This is a genomic window from Sulfurospirillum diekertiae (assembly GCF_002162315.1).
Lineage (GTDB): Bacteria > Campylobacterota > Campylobacteria > Campylobacterales > Sulfurospirillaceae > Sulfurospirillum.
On the sequence record NZ_CP021416.1, the window covers coordinates 1,731,763 to 1,747,327 of the forward strand.

14 protein-coding genes and 2 pseudogenes are annotated in these 15,565 nt (G+C 38.5%); 3 read left to right on the top strand and 13 right to left on the bottom strand.

Going from position 1 to position 15,565, the window contains the following annotated elements:
* Nucleotides 1–84: 84 nt before the first annotated feature.
* Nucleotides 85–867, top strand: a complete 783-nt coding sequence (locus Sdiek1_RS08885; protein WP_087438795.1) for a GGDEF domain-containing protein — start codon at nt 85–87, stop codon at nt 865–867.
* On the opposite strand, the gene Sdiek1_RS08890 is transcribed toward Sdiek1_RS08885, so the two are convergent.
* From Sdiek1_RS08890 to Sdiek1_RS08935, 10 genes are read right to left on the bottom strand one after another with little or no spacing between them, the layout of a single operon-like run.
* Nucleotides 846–1,709, bottom strand: a complete 864-nt coding sequence (locus Sdiek1_RS08890; RefSeq protein ID WP_087438796.1) for a bifunctional riboflavin kinase/FAD synthetase — start codon at nt 1,707–1,709, stop codon at nt 846–848. The two genes, Sdiek1_RS08885 and Sdiek1_RS08890, sit on opposite strands and share 22 nt — an antisense overlap.
* Entirely contained in the window at nt 1,669–2,385 is a 717-nt protein-coding gene (gene tlyA, locus Sdiek1_RS08895) for a 23S rRNA (cytidine-2'-O)-methyltransferase TlyA (protein ID WP_087438797.1), read from the bottom strand. The genes Sdiek1_RS08890 and tlyA overlap by 41 nt, the downstream gene beginning before the upstream one ends.
* Nucleotides 2,382–4,328 carry an NAD-dependent DNA ligase LigA gene (gene ligA / locus Sdiek1_RS08900; protein ID WP_087438798.1) on the bottom strand — a complete coding sequence of 649 codons (1,947 nt, stop codon included), beginning with the start codon at nt 4,326–4,328 and terminating at the stop codon, nt 2,382–2,384. The genes tlyA and ligA overlap by 4 nt, the downstream gene beginning before the upstream one ends.
* Nucleotides 4,325–5,086, bottom strand: a complete 762-nt coding sequence (locus Sdiek1_RS08905; protein WP_087438799.1) for a TSUP family transporter — start codon at nt 5,084–5,086, stop codon at nt 4,325–4,327. Before Sdiek1_RS08905 ends, ligA begins: the two co-directional genes overlap by 4 nt.
* Entirely contained in the window at nt 5,076–5,792 is a 717-nt protein-coding gene (locus tag Sdiek1_RS08910; protein ID WP_238098901.1) for a hypothetical protein, read from the bottom strand. The genes Sdiek1_RS08905 and Sdiek1_RS08910 overlap by 11 nt, the downstream gene beginning before the upstream one ends.
* Before the next feature lie 9 nt (nt 5,793–5,801).
* Complete coding sequence (gene folP, locus Sdiek1_RS08915; protein ID WP_087438800.1) at nt 5,802–6,947, bottom strand: dihydropteroate synthase; 1,146 nt, start codon at nt 6,945–6,947, stop codon at nt 5,802–5,804.
* A complete protein-coding gene (locus Sdiek1_RS08920; RefSeq protein ID WP_087439869.1) occupies nt 6,944–7,564 on the bottom strand; it encodes a DNA polymerase III subunit delta' in 621 nt (206 codons plus the stop codon). Before Sdiek1_RS08920 ends, folP begins: the two co-directional genes overlap by 4 nt.
* Complete coding sequence (locus tag Sdiek1_RS08925) at nt 7,557–8,108, bottom strand: HobA family DNA replication regulator (RefSeq protein WP_087438801.1); 552 nt, start codon at nt 8,106–8,108, stop codon at nt 7,557–7,559. The genes Sdiek1_RS08920 and Sdiek1_RS08925 overlap by 8 nt, the downstream gene beginning before the upstream one ends.
* A 3-nt stretch (nt 8,109–8,111) precedes the next feature.
* A complete protein-coding gene (locus Sdiek1_RS08930; RefSeq protein WP_087438802.1) occupies nt 8,112–9,314 on the bottom strand; it encodes an aspartate kinase in 1,203 nt (400 codons plus the stop codon).
* Nucleotide 9,315: 1 nt separating this feature from the next.
* Nucleotides 9,316–9,786, bottom strand: a complete 471-nt coding sequence (locus Sdiek1_RS08935; RefSeq protein WP_087438803.1) for an RNA pyrophosphohydrolase — start codon at nt 9,784–9,786, stop codon at nt 9,316–9,318.
* 76 nt (nt 9,787–9,862) lie between these two features.
* Between Sdiek1_RS08935 and hemW the strand changes: the two genes are divergently transcribed.
* Nucleotides 9,863–10,918, top strand: coding sequence for a radical SAM family heme chaperone HemW (hemW, locus tag Sdiek1_RS08940; protein WP_087438804.1), 1,056 nt, complete (start codon nt 9,863–9,865; stop codon nt 10,916–10,918).
* Here the strand turns inward: hemW and Sdiek1_RS08945 are convergent.
* From Sdiek1_RS08945 to Sdiek1_RS08955, 3 genes and pseudogenes are all read right to left on the bottom strand, one after another.
* A pseudogene (locus tag Sdiek1_RS08945) lies at nt 10,908–12,519 on the bottom strand (cation:proton antiporter). The gene hemW and the pseudogene Sdiek1_RS08945 overlap by 11 nt on opposite strands.
* A gap of 2 nt (nt 12,520–12,521) precedes the next feature.
* Nucleotides 12,522–12,896 (bottom strand): heat shock protein transcriptional repressor HspR, encoded by a 375-nt coding sequence (locus Sdiek1_RS08950; RefSeq protein ID WP_087438805.1) that lies wholly within the window; start codon nt 12,894–12,896, stop codon nt 12,522–12,524.
* Between the two features lie 153 nt (nt 12,897–13,049).
* Nucleotides 13,050–13,956 (bottom strand): annotated as a pseudogene (locus Sdiek1_RS08955) (DnaJ C-terminal domain-containing protein).
* 149 nt (nt 13,957–14,105) lie between these two features.
* Between Sdiek1_RS08955 and Sdiek1_RS08960 the strand changes: the two are divergent.
* Nucleotides 14,106–15,497 carry a Do family serine endopeptidase gene (locus Sdiek1_RS08960; protein WP_369688464.1) on the top strand — a complete coding sequence of 464 codons (1,392 nt, stop codon included), beginning with the start codon at nt 14,106–14,108 and terminating at the stop codon, nt 15,495–15,497.
* Nucleotides 15,498–15,565 lie beyond the last annotated feature (68 nt).

Genomic DNA, 15,565 nt, shown 5'->3' on the forward strand with positions numbered 1-15,565 from the left:
AAATTCTTTTAAATTATAACAAAATATTAGTTAGTATTAAGCATTCACTTCTTATACTGTCACTACTTTCGCACAGGTACACCAATGAACAAACAACTGCAAGAATTGACCGATCTAACGATTAAAGAGATACTTAACCTTGAAATTGTTTTGCCTGAAATTTACCGTGACATCTTTTATACCAAAGCCAAAGAACTTGGCATCAAAGTGAGTGATATTGATAAAGAAGTCGCTTTGATCTACGCTTTGCAAAAAATTCAATATATTCAAAATGAGACTGAACGTTCAACATCGGCACTCAAAGAAAATGTTGTCAATGCACGTATTGCCATTGAAAATAAAGATAATATGGCATTGCAATATATTGAAAACAATATGGTTGAGTTAGAATTCAAAATTGCTTCCTTGCAAGAAGAGCTTTACGTGGACGAGCTCACACGACTTTACAATCGAAGATGGCTTTTTGAAAAATTCCTCAAAGATGATCACTTTATCAGTAATGGTCTTTTAGCATTCATTGACATCAACGCCTTTAAAGCCGTCAATGACAAATTTGGACATCTTGTGGGTGATAAAGTGTTACATGTTATGGGTAAAGTGCTTAAAAAAGTACAAAATACAACAGCTATTCGTTTTGCTGGAGATGAATTTTTGATACTTCACAATAGCGAAAATGAAGAAGAAATACATAAAATTTTACATACTGTCAATCTTAACCTCAAAAAAACACCTTTTAAACACAATCAAGAAATCTTTTATATTGATTTTTCATTTGGTGTTGCACCTTTTAAAGCCAAAGACTCTTTTAAAAGTGTACTTGAAACGGCTGATCTTAAAATGTACGATTATAAAAAATCATTCAAGTAAACTCTGCACGTTCCTAGCTGTTTTCTAGCATCTTTGATATCTTTTTCGATCTGGAGTTTGAGATCAGTAAGCGTATTGAATTTTTGATTATCGCGCAAGAACTCTACAAAAAAGAGTTCAATTGTTCCATGAATTTCCGCAAGATTCTGATCTAAGATATGGGTCTCAACAGAAAACTGACTGTCCGTACTGGTTCTCACACCAATAAACGAAACGGAATCATAAATTGTTTGCGCAATACGTGTGCGTGTTGCATAAACGCCTTCATGAGGAATAAGATACTCTAAGACTTTCATATTCAGTGTCGGAACCAGCTCTTTTTTCCCAATGCCCTGCCCTGTAATGACATCGCCAGAAATGGCATATTCGCGTCCTAAAAAACGGTTTGCCTCTTCCAGCTTCCCTTCTTGTAAATAGGTACGGATCAAGCTTGAATGAACCGAAATACCATGATAACAAAACTCATCCACAATCACCACTTCGCCATCAAAAAATGTTTTGAGATCTTTGGCGGTGCATGAACGGTGTTGTCCAAAGCAAAAATCATAACCGACCACAATCTTTTTAAGATTTTTAAATTCGTGCTTTAAGAGCGCTACAAATTCAGCGCCACTGAGATGTTTTACTTTGAGAAAATGAAAAAACATGCACGGATAGCCCGCATATTCGCTACGCTTAATCCCTGGTGTTAAATTGGCTTGGTCTTTGTCTATCACAAACAGTGCGCCATTTTCACCCAGCTGATTAAGAAGCTGTCTGTGCCCTACATGAATGCCATCAAAACTACCGATGGCTAAGGTATCAACACTCTCTTTTTTTAAAATAGTAGAACGTCTCAACATTCCCCTCTTTCCCTTTTACAAGTGATTCTCTTTTTTCGATCAACGTCCAACCAAGACTCACGGCTTGTGACTCAAATAGATAATGTGCGCGCATAATAGCCGAGCCATCTTTAACGACACCTTTTGTGCTGCGTTTGACATCTTTTCCCACTTCAAATTGGGGCTTAAACAGAATAATAATAGCAGAATTTGCTAACGTATCGATTACATCCAAAAGAGCACCAATCCCAATAAAGGAGACGTCACAACTGACCATATCATAGGCTCTTCCAGGCTTAAAAAGTCGAATATCACTATTTTCATGTAAAATAATTCGAGAATCGACTTTTAGCTTCGGGTGTAACTGCTCACTTCCCACATCCACAGCGGTCACACTCTTGACCTCTTCTTCAAGCCAAACCTGCACAAATCCCCCTGTGCTACTGCCAATGTCAAGAACATCAACTCCTTTTACATGTAAACCTAATTCATTAATAAATCCGCGAAGTTTAAGTCCCGCTCGACTGACATATTGCGTCATTTTTGAAACGTCTACACTATCATGCTCTCCAACCTCTACAGAGCTCTTACGCTCTACTTTGCCATTGAGCCATACACTGCCCTCTTTAATGAGTTCTGCCGCTTTATTACGGCTTTGCGCGAACCCTTTTTCAAACACATAACTATCGAGTCTCATTCAACCATCCCATTGAGTTCACTCTCTGAGAGTGTTTTGACACCAAGTTCTTCTGCTTTAGAGAGCTTGCTGCCTGCATCTTCGCCATAAATGACAAAATCAGTCTTTTTAGAGACACTTCCACTTACTTTTGCGCCCAATTTTTCGAGCATCACTTTAATCTCATCGCGCGGCTGGCTCATAGAACCCGTTAAAACGACTGTTTTACCCGTAAATACCGACTCTGTGATCTCAAGCTTAGAAGCAATGGGCTGAATAACGTCCATCAATTCATACGTTTCGGCTTTGTTGACGTGAATAAACTCCACCAAACTCTTCGCCATCTCTTCGCCAAAGCCTTCAAGGGCGATGATCTGCTCGTGTGTTGCTTCCAACCACTCCAACCCAAACGCACGCGCGATCTTTTTAGCCGCCACTTCACCGATATGTTCAATCCCCAGAGCATTAATGAACTTCTCTAAACTCACCCCTTTGCTCTGCTCAATCGCTGCTAAAAGATTGTCTGCTTTTTTCGCTTTAAAGCCCTCTAATGCAAGCAGTTGATCTAAATTTAACGTGTAAAGGTCTTTTACATGTAAAACGAGTTTTTGCGCATAGAGTTGTTCAACGATCTTATCGCCAAGCCCATCAATATTGAGCGCTTTTTTAGACGCAAAGTGAATAATCGCCCCCACAACCCTCGCATCGCACGAGAGATTTTGGCATTTAATGAGTGCTCCATCATCCAAAAGCTCACTGCCACACACCGGACAATTAAGCGGTCGATCAACCACTTTTTCACTTCCATTACGCCTTTCTACCAACACTTTAATAATCTTAGGAATGACATCGCCACTGCGAATGATAATGACACTATCCCCAATACGCACATCTTTTCGCTCGATCTCATCAAAATTGTGCAGTGTGGCTCGCTCGACGATGACGCCTTCGATATTCACCGCTTCCACTTCTGCCACAGGCGTTACCACACCCGTACGACCTACTTGAAGTGTGATGTCTTTGAGTCGTGTCACTTTTTCAATGGCTGGAAATTTAAACGCCACCATCCATTTGGGGTATTTCACCGTGTAGCCTAGCTCTTCTTGCAAGCTCACATCGTCTATCTTAACGACCATGCCATCCATCATCATTTCGATCTCATCGCGCTTTGCAATCAGTTCGGCATAAAGCGTATGGACATCTTCCACACGTTGCGTCACAACAATGCGAGGGGGTTTTAAAAAACCAAGGTTATAGACAAAATTCATTTTTTGACTTAAAAAGCTCTGTGTTAAGCTGTTCATACCAATACCCCAAGGGTAAAACATCAGTTTTCGCTTGGCTGTAATGGCGGTATCAAGCTGTCTAAGACTGCCTGCTGCTGCATTGCGAGGATTAGCAAATAAAGCCTCGCCAAGGCTTAAACGCTCGTTATTCAATCTCTCAAAGTCCGCTTTTTTGATGACCACTTCGCCACGAATTTCGATGCTTTCTTGATAGTCAATGCGTAAAGGAATAGAACCAATCGTTTTCACATTTTCCGTGACATCTTCACCAATGCTTCCATCACCTCTGGTAATCGCTTGTTTTAAGCTGCCGTTTTCGTAAATGAGATTCAGACTTGCCCCATCAAATTTTGGTTCACAGTAAAAGGTAAAGCTCTCTTTGACTTTTTTAACACGTTCTATCCACGCATCCAAATCACGCTCGTCAAAGACATCTTCCATGCTCCACATGCGCGCTTTATGTTCTGCTTTGTTAAAGCCCTCTAACACCATGCCACCAACGCGCTTGGTTGGGCTATTGGCATCTGTAAAGAGAGGATTTTTTTGCTCATAGTCTAAAATTTCATGATAGAGTTTATCGTACTCTTCATCACTCGCAAGCGGTGCATCATCAACGTAATACGCCTTTGCCCACGCATTCGCAAGTTCGATTTTGGCTAAATACTCTTCGTGGCTCATGCGATGTAACTACTGTAAATAAGTTTTAAAAGAGTCACGCCAACCATAATTAAGAAAAAAGTACGGATAAACTTCACCTCTTTTTTAATGACCATATTAGAGCCAATATACGCTCCAATAATCTGTCCTAAACCCATCATTAAACCGACCAAAATAAGCACATTACCACTCCAAAGAAAGACACCTAAGGAGACAATGTTGCTCGTAAAGTTCATCACCTTCGTTTGAGCCGTTGCTTTTTTAAGATTAAATCCAAGCAGTGTCACTAAGGCTATCGTCCAAAACGTTCCTGTTCCTGGACCAAAAAAACCATCGTAAAAGCCAAGTCCAATACCAAATATAAGAAAAAAGAGATGAGAGCCTAAGTAAGCATGACGGTCATTTTCACCCATTTTAGGCGATAAAAGCGTATAGATAAAAATACCTACCAACATTGCAGGAATAATCTTTGCCAAAATGCTCGCATCCATCAATAAAATAGCATACGTTCCAATTGCTGCACCCATAAAAGTATAAATGACTCCGATAAAGACTTCAGACCATGTAATAAACCCTTTACGGATAAAATTGATCGAAGCCATACCGCTACCAAAGGTTCCTTGAAGTTTATTGGTAGCAAGAGCAATGTGAGGAGGCAGACCCGAAGCCAAAAGTACTGGAATCGTAATAATACCGCCTCCTCCGGCAATGGCGTCAATAAAACCTGCAATAACACCCGTTGCGAGGAAAATAGCATAATAATAAAATTCAAATTCCATCTTTTTTAATCTCCTCAGTCTGAATGCTTGCTTGTGCTCTATCAGGCTCTTCTATCTGCTCGGATGTTGTTTCCATCACTTCAGGGGCATTTACATGTAAAGATGTTTCTTTTTGCTCTTCAGCTTTATGTGAACTCGCTTGCGTACTCTCATTGGCATCACTGATTTCACTGCTTGGGGTCTCCTCTGAGATAACTGGTGCTTCAGCACTTTGAATGTTGGTTTCCTCAAATTGCGCATAAAGCTCAAGTGCCCCTTTAGTTGCAGATGAAACTTCGTTGTAACTTCCATCACGGATATGTCGCCAAATATCACGTTTTACCAGACTTAAGATATAACGTCTATCGCCACCAATAACGCGCCCTAATTCATTACCACCACATTCTTGGCATACAAAATAGGTAATCTTATGTTGTAACGTCTCTTCGGAGCGACAGTTTTCATCATCGACCATCAGCATGCTCTGACATTTAGGGCAATAGCACCAAAGTCCAACAACATCGCCTTTTTTATACTTCCAACGCCAAAGCACTTTAAATAAAATGAGTTCACGAAATTTAAAGTATTTTGGGCGCATTAAATAACGAGCAACAAAAGGAAAAGCAACTAAAATGATACAAATGGTAATGGCACCGCTATTGACAATCCACTGCGGTATGGTATAAAGTTCACTAATACGTGTTAAAAGGCTCAGTATTTTTTCCAAAAAAGATTCCTAAATAGTTGTTTGATTCAGTGCTTGAAGCACGCTTAATGCTTGTACATGTGCTTTAACGTCATGAGCACGTATAATGCTCGCACCATGTTCATATGCTTTAAGATGAAGGGCAAGAGTTCCAGGTAAACGCTCATCAATCGGTGTGGAGATGATCTTATCGATCATCGATTTGCGACTGGCTCCTATAAGAAGCGGATAGCCAAAATGTAAAAAGTGTTCATGGTGTTTGAGAAGTTGTAAGTTATGCTCTAAATTTTTTCCAAATCCAATCCCTACATCCAAAACAATTTTCTTAATGCCAAAGTGGAGTGCTTTTGCGATACGTTCTTCGAAAAAGGCGTCGACTTCTAGCATAACATTATCATAGACAGGCTCATGTTGCATGCTTTTTGGATCACCTTGCATATGCATCAAAATGACTGTTGCATCATATTTTGCTGTCACACGAGCAACATCATCATTCGCAAGCGCTGTAATGTCGTTGACAATACTAAAGCCATGTGTCAAAGCATACTCCAAACACAATGGCGAATAGCTATCAAGTGAAAATTGTGCCTTTTCAAACAGCTTATGCTTGAAAATCAGATCGATAATCGGCTTCACTCGCGAAAGCTCTTCTTGCTCACTGACACCGATGCTTCCAGGACGGCTTGAAACACCGCCTAAATCAATCATAGTAGCACCCTCTTCTATCATGTGTTCAACGTGTTTGAGTGCGGCTTCATCTTTAAAACGACTGCCTTGAAAAAAACTGTCTTCATTGGTGTTGATGATACCCATCACACTAAAATCATCTTTACATGTAAAGGTAAACTCACTCAATTTTTGAGCAACCTCTTTTAACCCAAAAGGTTGAATTTTCTCTTTGTGTGCCAACTCTTTAAGTTGCTTATCATTGGCAATTAAAACGGCATCCACCAAAGGGACTTTACATGTAATGGTGTCTTTAGGGACTGCAAGATCAGCCCCAATGGAAAGAGCATCTTGTTTGAGAATATTGGCAGCAGGTGTTTTTAAATCTTTGATGTAAATAAGATTTAGATGTGTTTTAGGGATTAAAAGTGCACTTCCTTCGTGCGTAACACCAACCGTTTGTAACAATGCTTTGGCATCCATCTGAGATGAAAGTTTATACAGTTTCATCGATATTTCCTAAGCATAATTGAAAGTAAAAGTGAAGTTAAAATTGTTTGTCCACGTGTATTGAGCTCAACAAGATGCAAAAGCTTTTGAAAATGTTCCAATTCCTTTTCGCTAAATCGCAAATGGTGCTCATTGATCGCCTCGAACACAATCGCTTGTACCAAATCTTTTAAAAAGTTTTTCTCTGCATTTTGATGTTTCTGAATAAAAGGATAGATATCCCCAAGATCAAGTTGTTTGAGGTTTAATCCACTCTGAATAATTTCATGCTCAACAATCAACTCTTTTTGAAGTAAACGTGAACGAATTGTTGGTAGAAACGCTGTTTTAGAAGGGGCTACTACAATAAAAACAATGTGACGAGGTGGCTCTTCTAAAATTTTCAGTAGTGCATTTTGCGCTTCAACACGGTACCCTTTTGCTACTAAAATAAGATATTTATTAGCAGATTCTGCGATATAAGCTTCTTTAATAACCTCTTTGGCATCATCAATCAAAAACTCATCTTTGCAAAAGAAGAGATGGCGCTCTTTAGCGTATTCTTCTTGCAAGCTCTCTTTTGCTTTTTCCACATTTTTACAAATTAAAATATGGCTTAAAACACCTTCGTCACTCATTTTCAAAGGTAACCTCGGCAAAAAGCACGGCATCGATACTTTTATCGAGAAGTCTAAAAAGCTGAATTAATTTAATATCTAAACTATCATCATCACTTAAAAGATAAAAGCTATTTTGGACATGTTCATCCATGATCCAAAGGAAGCTATCGTCTTTTCGTTTGGCAATTTGCATCTTGATATCGCTGTTTTTACCCACATAAAAGAAAGTGTATCCACTCGGAAAGGCTTGTGAGAGCATATTTTCTAAAAGTTCAATATCTTCTTTGGTCTTGACTTGATATAAATTGGGATAGAGCGTCTGCAAGGATAAAAATGGTAGCAGCGGTCTATTTTTACGATGATTGTTGATGGCGCGCAACATATAATGGCAAAACCACGCCCGATCATCATCGGTAATCACAATAAAAGTGTGGCCATCCAGAAGATTTTTAAGCATGGAAGCCGCAAGAGGAACCCATTCGAACCTCTTTTCTTCCATCCAACTCATTGAAGAGCCATCTTTGCGTATCTCTTCAAGTGTCCATTTTAAGAATTGTTGCATAAATTATTTATCCAATTGATATGCGCTGTGCAATGCACGAACAGCGAGTTCGCCGTATTTTGCCTGAATAACCATGGAAATTTTAATTTCACTGGTACTGATCATCTCAATATTGATGCCCTCTTTTGCCATAACATCGAACGCTTTACATGCAACACCACTGTGTGATTTCATACCAACACCGACAATCGAAACTTTCACAATCTCACTATCGTATTCCATGACATCGCTCGCTCTAAGCTCGCTCATGGCAGCTTTCGTTATATCAAGCTCATTTTGAGGTACCGTAAAACCAAGATTGGTAGTACCATCGTGTCCTACATTTTGGATAATCATATCAACGTTAACGTTACAACTTGCTAGTTTTTTGAAAATTTCAGCTGCAATACCAGGTTTGTCCGTAACACCACGAAGAGTAACTCTAGCTTGATTTTTATCGAGTGCAATACCGCTTACTAATGGTTGTTCCATACTATTATCTTCCTTTGTAATAAGTGTTCCTTCATGGTCATTAAAACTACTGCGTGTCACAAGATTGACGTTGAGTTTTTTCGCCATCTCAACCGAGCGGCTTTGAAGCACTTTTGCTCCTAAACTTGCAAGTTCCAACATCTCGTCGTAACTAATTTTATCCAGTTTTTTTGCTTTTGGCTCAATACGAGGATCGGTGGTATAGACACCATCAACATCCGTATAAATTTCGCAAAGATCTGCCTCAAGAGCACCCGCAATAGCGACAGCAGAGAGGTCACTGCCCCCTCGGCCTAAGGTTGAAACTTCACCCGCTTCTGTTACGCCTTGAAAACCAGCCACTACGACAATTTTACCTGCTTTGAGTTCTTCTTGCATTTTACTTGTATCAATATATTCAATGTGTGCTTTGGTATGTATTTCATCGGTCACAATGCCCGCACGTCGACCACTCATCGACACAGCAGCATACCCTTGTGCTTCAAGAGCAATAGCAAGTAGTGCACTCGTTACACGCTCTCCAGAGCTAAGTAACATATCGACTTCACGATGGTTAGGCGTTTTACTAAAAAAACCTGCATAGTCTAAAAGCTTATTTGTCTCACCACTCATCGCCGAAACAACGACTACGAGATCATGCCCTGCTTGTTTGCTTTCTATCACTCTTTTGGCAACGGCTTCTATGCGCTCAACACTGCCAACACTTGTGCCACCATACTTTTGAACGATCAACATTTTAAAGATACCCTTCTTTTTTGAAATATTCTAACACCTGTTTATAGACGGGACGCTTGAAATAGGTAATGAAATCAAAAACCTCTTCCAAACTGACAAATCGGTAATCACAAAACTCTGGTTCTTTGGTGGCTATATTAATCTTCGCATCTTTTTTGAGTCTCACTAAAAAATACTTTTGGCTTTGTCCATCAAAAGGATACATTTTCTGAGCAATTTTTTGAGGGAAGTCGTATTGTAACCAGTGCGGATACTCTGCTATAATTTCGACGTCACCTGTACCAATTTCTTCTTCAAGCTCTCGATAAAGAGCCTCTTGTGGTGTTTCTCCCTCATCAATTCCTCCTTGAGGAAATTGCCAAGCACCCTCTATATCGCTACGACTGGCAATAAAAAGTTGGCATTGAAAAGGATATTTTGCAGAGACAATCACAGCAGCAACATTAGGTCTGTATCGTTTTGGTGATTCCATAATTGCGCATTACCTCTATATTTTTGTTAAAATAGTATCTAAAAAGTCATTAAACTTGCTTGATATAAGGAATTTCGTGTTAGCTTATCTGCATATCCCTTTTTGCGATAGTAAATGCCACTACTGCGCCTTTAACTCCTATGAGAACAAGGGTACACTGAAGCAAAACTATATGCACCATATCACCACTCAACTTCGTTTTGAACTTGAAAAATTTAATGCCGAAAAAGAGAGTATCACCTCACTTTTTATTGGAGGAGGGACTCCTTCAACCATTCCTGCTTCGTGGTATGAGCCATTTTTTAAGATGATAACGCCCTATTTAAGCCAAGATGCCGAAGTCACTTCAGAAGCTAACCCTCACTCGGCGACCCAAGAGTGGATACAAACGATGAAGGCTCTAGGCGTCAATCGTCTGAGTTTTGGCGTACAAAGTTTCAATGCAGAAAAGCTCATCTTTTTGGGGCGCAATCATACACCCAAAATTGCACTTCAAGCCATTCATAACGCTTCCGAAGCTGGCATTCAAAATATCTCCCTTGACCTTATTTATGGCACAGCGCTTGACACACCTTCCTTACTTGAAGAAGACCTTCATATAGCATCATCTTTACCAATAAACCATTTAAGTGCTTATGCCCTCACACTAGAAGAAGCAACGCCTTTTTACAAAAGAAAGGATGTAACAAATGACTCTGAAGAGCTGGCTAAAACGTTTGTGCAAGCGATTATTCAAGCAGGATTTCCACAATATGAAATCTCTAATTTTGGAAGATACCAAAGCATTCATAACAAAGGGTATTGGGAGCATCAAGACTATCTAGGCATTGGGGCAGGAGCTGTAGGATTTTTGAATAATAAGCGTTTTTACCCTAGTAAAGAGATTGAAACCTATATACAAAATCCTCTTTTCCAAGAAATCGAAACATTAAGCAGAGAAGATTTACACATTGAAACACTTTTTCTCGGCCTTCGAAGCAATATTGGTATTGTTTTAGATGAATTTAGCCCAAAAGAGCGAGAAAGAGTAAATCTTTTGATAAGAGAAAAAAAGCTTACATGTAAAGATAATCGCGTCTTTAATAACGATTATTTTTTAAGTGATGAGATAGCCCTTTTTATCACTCAGTAGGGTTTTCTTCGAGTGCGACATGGAGAAGTGCTTTGGCTGCTTCTCTTCCTTCATTTACGATATGTTTTACGTCTAAAGCTTTCAATAGTTTTTTCTCATCATAGTCACTTGCTTTTGCAACAATCTTAATCGGTGCATCAAATGACTTTAAAACCTCACACAGCAAGATCAATTTCTTTTCATTATTAATTGCAATAATCACCGATTTTGCATTTTCTACAAAGGCATTTTGAAGAATACTTTTTTCGGCAGCATTACCAAAATAAACAGGTTCACCTCTATTTTGCCCTAGTTTAACCAGATTAATATCATGTTCTAAAACAAGGTAATTCACATTCATCTTCTTCAGACGATAGACAATTTCTTGTCCAAGTTTTCCATAACCACAAACAATAATATGATCTTTAATACCAGAAGAATGAATTTTAAAATCGCCATTGTCAGGCTCTTTGGTAATAGAATTTACAATTTTTTTCATATTTTTAAGAATAAAAGGTGTCATAACCATAGAGAGTACAACTGTCACAATGAGAACTTGAGAGGTATTGGTGCTTATTAAATACGATGAACTGGCTAGGGCTAAAATTGCTAACGAGAACTCGCCCCCTTGGCAGAGTGCCAATCCTGTTTTAAGTGCAACTCTCCCACCTACTGAATAAAATAAAATAGTAAAAACCACCAATGTTTTAAAGGCCATCATGACCCCTAAAAACAGTAAAATTGTGGCGTAATTTTGTGCAATTAAGCTAAGATCAATCTGCATTCCAACGGTGATAAAAAAAAGACCCAGAAGGATATCTCGAAAGGGGACAAGATCGGCTTCGATTTGATGCTTATACTGTGTTTCAGACATCATCATACCTGCCAAAAAAGCGCCTAAAGAGTATGAAAATCCTAAAGAGTGCGATAAAAAAGAAGCACCCACAACTAGTAATAACACTGATGCAATAAAAATTTCTTGAGTATCCGCCCAAACAACAAGCGATAAAAAGCGATTGAGCAGATATTTTCCAATGATAAACATCAAGCCTAAAATAATCACTGCACTGTAAAACGTTTGCAAGAGCAGAGACGAAATAGAACTATTTTGATTTGAAAAAATATTAATCATCAATAAAATAGGAATGACTGCAATATCTTGAAACAAAAGAATTCCAAGTGCTTTACGTCCATAAATTGTGTGTATTGTTCCACTATCATTCAAAATTTTCAGAACAATGGCTGTTGATGAAAGTGCTAGAGCATAACCAATGATAATGGCACTTTTTTTCTCAATTCCAAAAAAGTATTCTGCGCCTAAAGCAATGGCACCTCCTACAAGTAAAACCTGTAAAAAACCATAAAAGAAAACATCCTTTTTCATACTCAAAAGATGTTTGATCGAAAATTCCAAGCCAATCGTAAACATTAAAAAAACGATTCCAAACTCAGCAATTTGTGTCAAAGAATCATTATTGCGACCTAATTTGTACATGTAGGCAATGGCAAATCCCGTAATGATATACCCAATAATCGTTGGAATATTAAAAACGTTTTAACAAAATGTTAAAAATCGTTGCTATGGCCGTTGCACTTAAAATAATCGCTAATATATTATCCACACCTATTCCCCAAATAAAATGATCTCATAACTATTTTTATGTTTAACCAACGGATTTTTAGTTTGCGTACTTTTTTTAGTCAGCCCACTTAGCTCCAAGCGCAAATTCTCAACCAATAACTCATAGTCATCAATTTTGTCTTTAAGTTGCATGATAATATCAACACCCGCTAAATTAACGCCAAGATCACGTGTGAGACGTTGAATCATCTTGATCTTATCAATATCACGTTGTGAATAAAGACGCATTTTTCCATCGGTTCTCGAAGGTCTAACCAATCCTTCCCTTTCATACTGACGAAGTGTTTGAGGATGAATCGTTAAAACTTTTGCAACTACACTAATCAAATAAACAGGTTCTTCATAATCATGGTGCATAAGAGGCTCCTCTTTTTTTATTCCAAAATCCTTAATACGCCTTTAAAGCAAAGCTCTAAAGACTACGCTAACGCTAAGTTTGCCTCAGTGGCAATCTCACGCACCTTTGGTACTTTTTATTCAAGCACTAAAACCATTGATCACACATAGAATTTAGTGTGGTAACTTTGCTTCCATCATTGTTTTAAGATCACTATCCAATGAAGATACTGGAGGCAAAACAATATTGGCAACAAGGTATAAATCGCCTTTCGATTGATTTTTGCGATTGAGTGCGCCATACTCTTTAACTCTAAATTTTTGTCCGTTTTTCGTATCTTCTTTGACTTTTAATGTAATCTCTTTATAGAGCGTATCAACAGCTATTTTACCGCCAAAAAGTGCTGTTTTAAGAGGAATATCAATACTCTTTACCAAATCATCTCCATCGCGCGTGTACTCAGGACTATCAGCAACTTCCACACTTAAGATCAAATCACCTTTTTGACCTTGATACGATTTTCCTTTGTCTTTAACACGCATTTTCTCACCATTTTTAATGCCTGCAGGAATCTTCACATCAAAGCTGTCATTGTTATAGGAAAGGGAGTGTTTTCCACCCAAAATAGCAACATTGAAAGGAATAATAATTTTGGCGCTTACATCCAAATCAGGCTCACTATAACCACCAAATCCACCGCCAAAGCCTGCATTTCCAAAACCACCAAATCCACCGTGACCCGCACGACCACCAGTGCTAAAGCCGCCAAACCCTCCGCTACCGCCGAAGATGCTGCGCAAGATGTCATCTAAATTAGCCCCGCCACCTTGTGAATTTGCAAAATCATGGAAATTTTGGCCACCAAACATGTTATCACCGTATTGGTCATATTGCTGGCGTTTTTGGGCATCACTCAAAATTTCATAGGCAGCATTGATCTCTTTAAATTTTTCTTCTGCACCTGCATCTTTATTAATGTCAGGGTGATATTTGCGAGCTAAACGTCGATAGGCTTTTTTTGATCTCTTCCGCACTTGCGTCTTGAGAGACGTCTAAGGTCTCATATAAACTCTTACTCATGACTTTAACCTTGTATAAATATTTATAGTGATTATAACACAAAACTTTAGTCTAGGTCAATCAACTTACTCGCTGTTTTCTTAATATTTACTTTATATTTACCTCTCTCCCTTATAATGCTTACTAAGAAACTATTAAGGAGTTTATCCATGAAAAAGATTGTTTTTTTATCCATGATCGCATCTCTTTCTCTTTTTGGAGCAACCATAGAAATTGCTCAAATGCCTAAAGATTCTCAGCATGTTGATGCCACATCTCCTAATGTTATACTCTCATACAATAACGCTATAAAAGAGATCAAGAAGAGTGTTGTTAACATTGCGACAACGAAAAAAAGTAAACAAAATGACCAACTTAATGAACTTATGCAAAATCCATTCTTTAAAGACTTTTTTGGTAACCGTATTCCTGAACTAAAACAACAAGAACGTAAATCACATTCACTGGGCTCTGGTGTTGTGATCTCTTCTAATGGTTATATCGTTACCAATTATCATGTTGTTGAAGGGGCAGAAGAGATTCTTATCACGCTACCTGATGATGAGAAAGAGTATAAAGCAAAAGTGATTGGTGAAGATTCAAAAACCGATCTTGCTGTTGTAAAAATTGAGGCAAAAGATTTACATGTTGCTCAATTTGGGAACTCATCAAATCTACTTGAAGGCGATGTGGTCTTTGCCATTGGAAATCCCTTTGGCGTAGGTGAGACCATAACGCACGGTATTATTTCAGCGCTCAATAAAAACAACGTTGGACTGAATCAATACGAAAATTTCATCCAAACAGATGCATCCATTAACCCCGGTAATTCTGGTGGAGCATTAGTCGATAGTAGAGGCGCTCTTATTGGTATTAACAGTGCCATTCTTTCTAAAAGTGGAGGCAATAATGGTATCGGTTTTGCCATTCCTTCCAACATGGTGCAAAAAATTGCAACAACACTGATCGAAACGGGGAAAATCGAGCGAGGGTTCATGGGTATATCAATCGCTGATCTCACCAATGATCTTAAAGAATTGTATGACAATAAACAAGGTGCACTGATCTTAATGATCGAGAAAAACTCACCTGCTGAAAAAGGTGGACTTCAAGTCTCTGACCTTATTATTGAAGTTGATGGAGTGAAAATCAAAAACTCTAATGAACTCAAAAATACAGTAGCCGCCATCGCTCCTGATAAAACCATTACAATTACCTATGAGCGTGATAAAAAAGAGAAATCAACTAAAATCAAGCTAGCAAAAATGGAAGCAGACCAAACGACCAATAGTAATGGCGAAGCTAAATCGACCACATCTAGCCCCGTTGAGGGACTAAGCCTTTTAGAAATTAACGATAAAACGAGAGCACAATATCAAATACCCAAAGAGATAGAAGGTGTACTTATCTTGGATGTCAAAGAAGATTCCAAAGCAGAAAAAATAGGCTTTAGAGAGGGTGATATCATCATTCAAGTAGAACAAATGCACATCACATCTCTTAAAGATTTCAATAACGCCCTTAAAGAGTATAAAAACAGTAAAAAAACGTGTTGTCATTAACCGTCAAAACTACCGTGCTATCCTCGTTATGCCCTAATATTTAGGAGGCAAATGCCTCCTAAATCAGC

Excerpts from the sequence above, each read along its gene's own strand:
- Sdiek1_RS08930 (WP_087438802.1), bottom strand. The coding sequence starts at position 9,314 with ATGTTGATCGTTCAAAAGTATGGTGGCACAAGTGTTGGCAGTGTTGAG.
- Sdiek1_RS08890 (WP_087438796.1), bottom strand. The coding sequence starts at position 1,709 with ATGTTGAGACGTTCTACTATTTTAAAAAAAGAGAGTGTTGATACCTTA.
- Sdiek1_RS08920 (WP_087439869.1), bottom strand. The coding sequence starts at position 7,564 with ATGAGTGACGAAGGTGTTTTAAGCCATATTTTAATTTGTAAAAATGTG.
- Sdiek1_RS08925 (WP_087438801.1), bottom strand. The coding sequence starts at position 8,108 with ATGCAACAATTCTTAAAATGGACACTTGAAGAGATACGCAAAGATGGC.
- folP (WP_087438800.1), bottom strand. The coding sequence starts at position 6,947 with ATGAAACTGTATAAACTTTCATCTCAGATGGATGCCAAAGCATTGTTA.
- Sdiek1_RS08960 (WP_369688464.1), top strand. The coding sequence starts at position 14,106 with ATGAAAAAGATTGTTTTTTTATCCATGATCGCATCTCTTTCTCTTTTT.
- tlyA (WP_087438797.1), bottom strand. The coding sequence starts at position 2,385 with ATGAGACTCGATAGTTATGTGTTTGAAAAAGGGTTCGCGCAAAGCCGT.
- Sdiek1_RS08935 (WP_087438803.1), bottom strand. The coding sequence starts at position 9,786 with ATGGAATCACCAAAACGATACAGACCTAATGTTGCTGCTGTGATTGTC.
- Sdiek1_RS08905 (WP_087438799.1), bottom strand. The coding sequence starts at position 5,086 with ATGGAATTTGAATTTTATTATTATGCTATTTTCCTCGCAACGGGTGTT.
- Sdiek1_RS08950 (WP_087438805.1), bottom strand. The coding sequence starts at position 12,896 with ATGCACCATGATTATGAAGAACCTGTTTATTTGATTAGTGTAGTTGCA.
- Sdiek1_RS08885 (WP_087438795.1), top strand. The coding sequence starts at position 85 with ATGAACAAACAACTGCAAGAATTGACCGATCTAACGATTAAAGAGATA.
- ligA (WP_087438798.1), bottom strand. The coding sequence starts at position 4,328 with ATGAGCCACGAAGAGTATTTAGCCAAAATCGAACTTGCGAATGCGTGG.